The organism is Arthrobacter sp. P1_A5, from assembly GCF_056406825.1.
Genome location: NZ_JBFTZL010000189.1, coordinates 1 through 6,828, shown reverse-complemented (window position 1 = coordinate 6,828; position 6,828 = coordinate 1). Strand labels below are relative to the sequence as shown.

Genomic DNA, 6,828 nt, shown 5'->3' with positions numbered 1-6,828 from the left:
GACGACGGCGGACGGTCGCCGCAGCGTCGACACATCCCGCAACGGCATGCTCTCCGGGCTGGACGCGAGCCTGGCCCGGATGGGAACCGATTACGTGGATCTCTGGTTCGCGCACGCCTGGGATCCGAATGTTCCGCTGGAGGAAACCCTGTCAGCGCTGGACCACGCGGTGCGGTCCGGCCGGGCGCGTTACGCCGGCGTCTCCAATTTCAACGGCTGGCAGACTGCAAAGGCCGCCGCAATCGCGGGCTTCCCCCTCGTGGCCAACCAGTCCGAATACTCGCTCCTGCAGCGCAACGCGGAGATTGAGCTCATTCCGGCCATCGAGGACGCGGGGCTGGGCCTGATGGCCTGGGCTCCGATGGGACGCGGCGTCCTGAGCGGCAAATACCGCGGCCACATCCCGGCTGATTCCCGGGCCGCCAACCAGCGGTTGGCGACGTACGTGGAACCCTATCTCGAGGGACCGGCGTCCAGCGTGGTGGAAGCCGTCGCCATGGCGGCGAAGGGGCTCGGCCGGACTGCCCTGGATGTGTCGCTGAGCTGGCTGTTGTCCCAACAGGGGGTGGCAACCGCCGTCGTCGGCCCCCGGACACCGGTTCAGCTCAAGGAGATCCTGGATTCGGCGCTCGCGCCGCTGCCGCCGGAGATCGCGCAGGCGCTCGAAGACGTGTCCGACCCCGGCTGAGGCCGCGGAGATCCGCAGGTCCCCCTAGTTCTCGGAATTCTCGAGGATCTCGAGATCCTCTTCGTCGTCGACATCGTCTTCGTCGCCGTCTTCGTCGCCGTCGATCACTTCGAGCGGYGTCACTTCCCCATACGCCTCATACAGGGCATCGTCGTAGACTTCAAAGGCATCGGCAACGGCGAAGAACGCCGCCTCGACCGCGGGATCCCCGTCACTTCTGCGGGCGGAGGCCGCCGCCAGGTGTTCTTCCAGTGCAGAGGTCAGGGACTGAAGCGCGACACGCGGATCGATGCTCATGACTTCACGTTAGTCGGAAAAAGACGAAAATGGAGAGCAATGAAAGAACATTTTCTGAGCAGCTCGGTCCGGCGGGAACGGGACTATGTCAAGCAGTACGAGTACCTCGTTCTGACGGTCGGCCCTGAGGATTCGCTCCCCGAGGCCCGTCGCCGGCTCGTGGAGCATTCCGAGTACGGCAAATGGGAACTGGAACGCAGCCGCCTCTACGTGGGCGGCGGCCGGCGTTTCTGGCTGCGCCGGAAAGTCATCCAGGTCCAGCGCACCGTCTAGGCCGCACACGAAACCCGGCCGCGCATCGGCCGGGATCGGCAGCCGCGAACGCCGCGGGGAGTCCTGGGCCCCTAGGGTGTCTCCAGCGGGCCCAGCCAGGCGTTCGCCACGGTATTGTGCGCCGATTCGTCATCTGATGGGTGGAACATGCCGGCAAGCACGTCCCGGTACAGCCGCTCGAGCTCGGAGCCGCGGAAGTAGCTGGAGCCGCCGGATACCCGGATGGYGAGGTCCACCACGATGCGGGCCGTCTCMGTGGCCCGGACTTTGAGCCCCACGAGCCGGGGGAACCATTGGCTGCCGTGGTCCGCGAGGCCGTCGACGTCGGCCGCTACGGAGGACAGCTGCGGGTAGAGCGCATCCATGGCCATCGCCGCTTCCGCCACCTTCCAGCGGATGTCCGGGTCCTGGGCGTAGCTGCGGCCGCCGTTCTTGAACGATGTCCGGCGCTGCACGGCTTCCACCCCGAGCGTGAGGGCCCGTTCGCCGATTCCGGTGTACACCGCGGCGAGGAGGGTCTCGAAGCAGGCGAAGATCGCGAAGATCAGGGGGTCGGCGTTCGGGCCCACCGGCAGTTTCCGGAAAATCCGTTCGGCCGGGACGACGGCGCCCTCCAGGAGGGTCGTGTTGGACTGGCTGGCCCGCATGCCGAGAGTGTCCCAGTCGGGCAAAATCTCGTAGCCGGGGGTATCCCGGGTGATGAACCCGTGGACCAGTTCCCCGGCGCCGTCCGCGGCGTTGGCGTCCTTCCCGAAGATGCCCAGCCGTGTCCACGCCGGTGACAGGCTGGTGAAGATTTTGCGGCCCGTGAAGCTGTAGCCGCCGCCGGGCAGCGGGACGGCCTCCGTGCGGGAATCGAACAGCACGGAGTCGTTGCCTGCCTCCGAATTGCCGAAGGCGAAGACCTCACCCTGGGCCGCTTCCTGAAGGATGAAATCCAGCGAGGAGTCACCGCGGGCGGCAAGGACGTGGGCGACGCCGGTCCACACCAGGTGCATGTTGACGGCCAGCGCCGTGGCCGGTGCCGCGGTCGCCAGCCTGCGTTGCAGCTGCGCCGCTTCCGCCACCCCGAGTCCGATTCCGCCGTCGATCACCGGGACGAAAATTTTCAGGTAGCCGGCCGCCGTGAGATCCGCGAGGTCCTCGTGGAAGAAGGCGTTGTCGTGGTCGTAGCCGGCGGCRCGGCCGCGGATCCGTTCCAATAGCGGACCGCTCAGGATGTCCTCTGGCGTCATGGCAGGCGGTGTCCGCTCAGTAGTTGGTGAGCAGGGTGTCCAGCACCCGTGCGCCGAATTTCAGGGAATCCGCCGGGACCCGTTCGTCGACGCCGTGGAACATGCCGGTGAAGTCGAGCTCGTCCGGCAGCATCAACGGGGCGAAGCCGTAGCCGGTGATGCCGAGCCGGCTCAGGGACTTGTTGTCGGTCCCGCCGGAGAGCGTGTACGGCAGCACCTTGGCGCCCGGATCCTCGGAATGCAGGGCATCGATCATCGAATCGACGAGGTTGCCGGCGAACGGCACCTCCAGCGAGACGTCGTTGTGCACGTAGCTGATGTCCACTCCGGTGCCGGCGAGTTCGCGCACGATTTCCAGCACCTGCTGTTCCTGCCCGGGCAGGGTCCGGCAGTCGATGAGGGCCTCGGCCGATTCCGGAATGACGTTGTGCTTGTAGCCGCCTTTGAGCAGGGTGGGGTTGGTGGTGTTCTGCAGTGTGGCGCCAACAAAGCGGGCCACCGTACCGAGTTCCTTCAGGATCTTCTCCGGGTCATCGGGATCGAATTCGACCCCGGTGAGTTCGGTKACGCCGTCGAGGAACTGCCGGGTGGTCGGCGTGAGCTCGATCGGCCAGTTGTAGGCACCAATCCGGGAGACCGCGCCGGCAAGCCTGGTCACGGCGTTGTCGGTGTTGATCTGGGAGCCGTGGCCCGCGCGGCCGTGGGCCACCAGGCGGAGCCAGGAGAGGCCCTTTTCCGCCGTCTGGAGCAGATAGGTGCGCTGGCCGCCGATGGTGGCGGAGAAGCCGCCGACTTCGGAGATCGCCTCCGTGGCGCCCTCAAAGAGTTCGGGCCGCTTCTCGACGGCGTAGCGGGCGCCGTAGGTGCCGCCGGCTTCCTCGTCGGCGAAGAACGCGAAGATGAGGTCGCGCTTGGGTTTGCGTCCCGTGCGGGCGAAGTTGCGCAGCACGGACAGGATCATGGCGTCCATGTCTTTCATGTCCACGGCGCCGCGTCCCCAGATCAGGCCGTCCTTCAGTTCGGCGCCGAAGGGGTCAACCGACCACTGTTCGCGCAGGGCCGGGACGACGTCCAGGTGGCCGTGGACCACCAGGGCGCTGGCGGAGGGGTCCTCCCCCGCCAGCCGGGTGACTACGCTGGCTCGGCCGGGCGCTGCTTCGAAAATTTCGGCGTCCAGGCCGACTTCTGCCATGAGCCCGGCGGTGTATTCGGCGGCCGCGCGTTCACCGGGGCCGGAGCCGTCGCCGTAGTTGGACGTGTCGATCCGGATCAGCTCCTGGCAGATCCTGACGACCTCATCCTCTGGCCTGGTTTCGGTCCGGTTGTCGGTCATAGCGGCTCCTCGTGGCGGGTGGCTCAATTGCTTGCTTCAGCCTACCCACACCACCCCCGCGGACCCCGATTATTTGTTTCCGGAAAAGTCGTGCTAGAGTCTTTCTCGCTGCTTCCGAGAAAAGCAAAACGCTGAAAGGCGAAACGAACTCGGAATTACCACCTGCGCGGGTGGCGGAATGGCAGACGCGCTAGCTTGAGGTGCTAGTCCTCGAAAGGGGGTGGGGGTTCAAGTCCCCCTCCGCGCACAAGGGAAAACCCCTGGAATCCACGGATTCCAGGGGTTTTTTTCTGCTTCCCCGCAGACGGGCTACGGCTTCGCCCGCGCTGCCGCTGAATACCAATACCCGCCACCCCGGCCAGTAGCCCACCCGACGTGCCCACCAAAGGATGGCCGCACAACGTTCTCGCCTCGTGGCCGCCGGCGTAGAGTCTGCGCAAGAGACTTGCAAGCGGATCGAGGGATGACAAATGACAGTTAAAGGCTGGAACCCGCTGGTGCTTTTGCCCGTCGCGTTCATCGTCGTCTTCATGGTTTGGGCAGCTCGACGCGCCCGAGGCCGGACGTCCAAGGACTAACGACCCGCAGACCGGGGAGCGCATCGTCTCCCGCGGCGGCCGCCGCCGTCGACAGGAACACTGGGACCTCACCCCGCGGCCGGGCCACCAAAAGACCGCATCCCTGCCGGCCCCCCAAAAGCTCCTGCAGGAATGCGGCCGTCGTGGCGTCAGCCGGAGCGCGGCTCCCCTGACGGGCAACCCTTAGGCTGCGTGCCTCCACTATGGAGGCGGTACCGGAGGCGTGGCCCGGTACCCCCCGGTGCAGAAATAGACATGTCCAATTCTGTTTTCAGAGGGTAATGCAAAATTATTGGACATGTCCAATCGGATGATATCGTCTTCTGGATCCACYCTTCGACCGCAGAAAAGGAGCCGCGCGATGAACGACGCGTCAGTCGATTCCGGGCCGGGCGCGGCACTCGCAAGGAAGCTGAACCTTCTCCTTGATTCCTCGGAAGCCGCCGGGAAGAAGATCACCTTCAACGACGTCAGCGCCGCCATGAAGACGGCGGGCACCCCGATCTCCCGCGCCCGCTGGCACTACATGCGCACCGGGTCCGGGCCCGAGGTGAAGAAGACCGAGCTCCTGCAGAACCTCGCAAAGTTTTTCGGCGTGAACCGCGACTACCTGCTGCACGACCAGGACGAGCTGCCCCAGAAAGTCGAAGCCCAACTCGACCTCCTGGCCAGCATGCGGGCCAACAAGGTCCGCAATTTCGCTGCCCGGCAACTCGGCGGCCTGTCACCCGAGACGCTCCTTCAGATCCGGGACCTCATCGACGAGCAGCTGGCGGAGACGAACGTCACTTCTTCCGACACGCCGGGCGCCGGAAAGGCCCCTGAACAGGGCTGATACGCTCCTCCTTGGAGTCGGAGGGACTCCGGCCCCTTATCGGACCATCCCAAGGATCAGCTCCATGGATTACAGCGTCGCCCGAGCGCGGGCCCGGACTGCGGAAGAAGGCCTGCGGCTGCAGGAACCGGTCTCCATGAGTTCCATCCAGACCCAACTGGAGACCGCGAGCGGGCGTCCGATTGTCATCAAGCCGATCGACAACACCCCCACCGACAAGGTCTGTGGCCTGTGGTTCGGCATGGACGGCCTGGACCTCATCCTCCACGCCAAGGCGGCGTCAGAGGTGCACCGCCAGCAGATCGTCCTGCACGAGTTCGCCCACATGATCCTCCGCCACGAGCAGGAAGTCCTCTCGCACGACTACGCCCAGGTCTTCTTCCCGGACCTCGACCCGGAGCGCGTCGTCTCGGCCCTGAAACGCACCGACTTCGCCGACGAGCTCGAGGTAACGGCCGAACTCCTTGCCGACCGGCTTGCCTCCCGCATCCGCCGCTCCTACCAGCAGCCGGACGCGGAGCCGGGCAACTTCGGGGCGGTCTTCGGATGATGCAGTTCCTGATGGCCGCGGCGCTGTTCCTGTTGGCCGGTGCCCGCATTCCCGCCCTGCTTCGCAGCCGGAGCGACCTGGTGTTCACCTGTGCCGTGTACGGAGGCGTGGGCTCTTTGCTCATGTCCCCGGTTGTCTACGTCCCCGTCGATACGGCCCTGGGCGGCATGAACCTGGTCAAACTGGTCCTGAACTCCCTGATGATTGTCTCTCTCTGGTATCTGCGCCTCGCCGCATACGCCGCCATCGCCCCGGAAGCCGGCGGCCGCCGGTCCTGGTGGACACGCACACTTCCGTTGACGCTCACGCTGAGCCTGCAGACCGCGTTCTTCCTCCTCACAGGACCCACCGTCACGACCCCCGCCTGGGGCATCTACGAGGACCGTTTCCCGGCTCTCCTGTTCTCACTGATGCTCACCCTCTTCATCTGTTCGATGAGCGCGGAAATTGCCGTGATCTGCTTCCGCTACGTCCCGCGGATGAGCCGCCCGTTCCGCGTCGGTTTCTCCATGCTGGGCGCCGGCTGCATCATGGGCTTCCTGGTGATGGCCGAGATGTGTCTGTCCCTCTTGGCCCGGCACCTGACATTCCTGGCCGTACTGGTCAGACCTGACTTCCCGTACCATCAGCTGGAACTGGTCGCGACCGTCCTGGCCGGCGCCGGACTCACGATCCCGGCGGTTGCCGGCAGGGCTGCCCGCAAAAACCTGCACCGCCGGAACACCGAAACCCTCGCACGCGTCGAGGCCATCTGGTCCAAGGCGCTGCAGAGCACGTCGCTTGACCGGACCCTTGAGGCCGACCCCCAGGCGCCGGTACAGGACAGGCTGCACCGGATGGTTGTCGAAATTCGGGACGCTGAACTCGCTGCGGGCACTTCGGCGGCCTTCCTGACCGCGGAGGAGCGCAGCTACCTGCTCTGCGTTGAAGCAAAGCTCCATAACTCCCCTGCCCCGGCATAGCCTGCGACAGCTACGGAAAGCCCCCATGCAACTCCTCACGCACCCGACCCGCCGAACACGCCCGAGCGGTACGGACA

At 65.7% G+C, this 6,828-nt stretch carries 8 protein-coding genes and 1 tRNA gene; 6 read left to right on the top strand and 3 right to left on the bottom strand.

Annotated features, from left to right (window positions below; translation table 11 throughout):
- A partial coding sequence (locus AC1D1S_RS18020; RefSeq protein WP_476995094.1) for an aldo/keto reductase occupies positions 1-688 on the top strand: 688 nt, incomplete at its 5' end.
- Between the two features lie 24 nt (positions 689-712).
- Here AC1D1S_RS18020 and AC1D1S_RS18015 read toward each other — a convergent pair.
- A complete protein-coding gene (locus AC1D1S_RS18015; RefSeq protein WP_223916379.1) occupies positions 713-985 on the bottom strand; it encodes a hypothetical protein in 273 nt (90 codons plus the stop codon).
- A gap of 39 nt (positions 986-1,024) precedes the next feature.
- Between AC1D1S_RS18015 and AC1D1S_RS18010 the strand changes: the two genes are divergently transcribed.
- Positions 1,025-1,258 carry a DUF5703 family protein gene (locus AC1D1S_RS18010; protein WP_018772920.1) on the top strand — a complete coding sequence of 78 codons (234 nt, stop codon included), beginning with the start codon at positions 1,025-1,027 and terminating at the stop codon, positions 1,256-1,258.
- A 71-nt stretch (positions 1,259-1,329) separates the two neighbouring features.
- Here the strand turns inward: AC1D1S_RS18010 and AC1D1S_RS18005 are convergent, their stop codons facing one another.
- Together AC1D1S_RS18005 and AC1D1S_RS18000 are read right to left on the bottom strand one after the other, a co-directional pair.
- Positions 1,330-2,493: an acyl-CoA dehydrogenase family protein gene (locus AC1D1S_RS18005; RefSeq protein WP_476995093.1), complete on the bottom strand. Its 1,164-nt coding sequence runs from the start codon at positions 2,491-2,493 to the stop codon at positions 1,330-1,332.
- A gap of 16 nt (positions 2,494-2,509) precedes the next feature.
- Entirely contained in the window at positions 2,510-3,826 is a 1,317-nt protein-coding gene (locus tag AC1D1S_RS18000) for a M20/M25/M40 family metallo-hydrolase (protein ID WP_028275570.1), read from the bottom strand.
- 164 nt (positions 3,827-3,990) lie between these two features.
- On the opposite strand from AC1D1S_RS18000, the gene AC1D1S_RS17995 reads away from it, so the two are divergent.
- The 4 genes from AC1D1S_RS17995 to AC1D1S_RS17980 all read left to right on the top strand — a co-directional run bounded on the left by AC1D1S_RS17995 (position 3,991) and on the right by AC1D1S_RS17980 (position 6,751).
- Positions 3,991-4,073: transfer RNA gene (locus AC1D1S_RS17995), tRNA-Leu, on the top strand.
- A gap of 692 nt (positions 4,074-4,765) precedes the next feature.
- Positions 4,766-5,239, top strand: a complete 474-nt coding sequence (locus AC1D1S_RS17990; protein ID WP_243177619.1) for a hypothetical protein — start codon at positions 4,766-4,768, stop codon at positions 5,237-5,239.
- A 64-nt stretch (positions 5,240-5,303) separates the two neighbouring features.
- Positions 5,304-5,789 carry a hypothetical protein gene (locus AC1D1S_RS17985; protein ID WP_476995092.1) on the top strand — a complete coding sequence of 162 codons (486 nt, stop codon included), beginning with the start codon at positions 5,304-5,306 and terminating at the stop codon, positions 5,787-5,789.
- Positions 5,786-6,751, top strand: coding sequence for a hypothetical protein (locus AC1D1S_RS17980; protein ID WP_476995091.1), 966 nt, complete (start codon positions 5,786-5,788; stop codon positions 6,749-6,751). Before AC1D1S_RS17985 ends, AC1D1S_RS17980 begins: the two co-directional genes overlap by 4 nt.
- Positions 6,752-6,828 lie beyond the last annotated feature (77 nt).

Excerpts from the sequence above, each read along its gene's own strand:
- AC1D1S_RS17990 (WP_243177619.1), top strand. The coding sequence starts at position 4,766 with ATGAACGACGCGTCAGTCGATTCCGGGCCGGGCGCGGCACTCGCAAGG.
- AC1D1S_RS17985 (WP_476995092.1), top strand. The coding sequence starts at position 5,304 with ATGGATTACAGCGTCGCCCGAGCGCGGGCCCGGACTGCGGAAGAAGGC.
- AC1D1S_RS18010 (WP_018772920.1), top strand. The coding sequence starts at position 1,025 with ATGAAAGAACATTTTCTGAGCAGCTCGGTCCGGCGGGAACGGGACTAT.
- AC1D1S_RS17980 (WP_476995091.1), top strand. The coding sequence starts at position 5,786 with ATGATGCAGTTCCTGATGGCCGCGGCGCTGTTCCTGTTGGCCGGTGCC.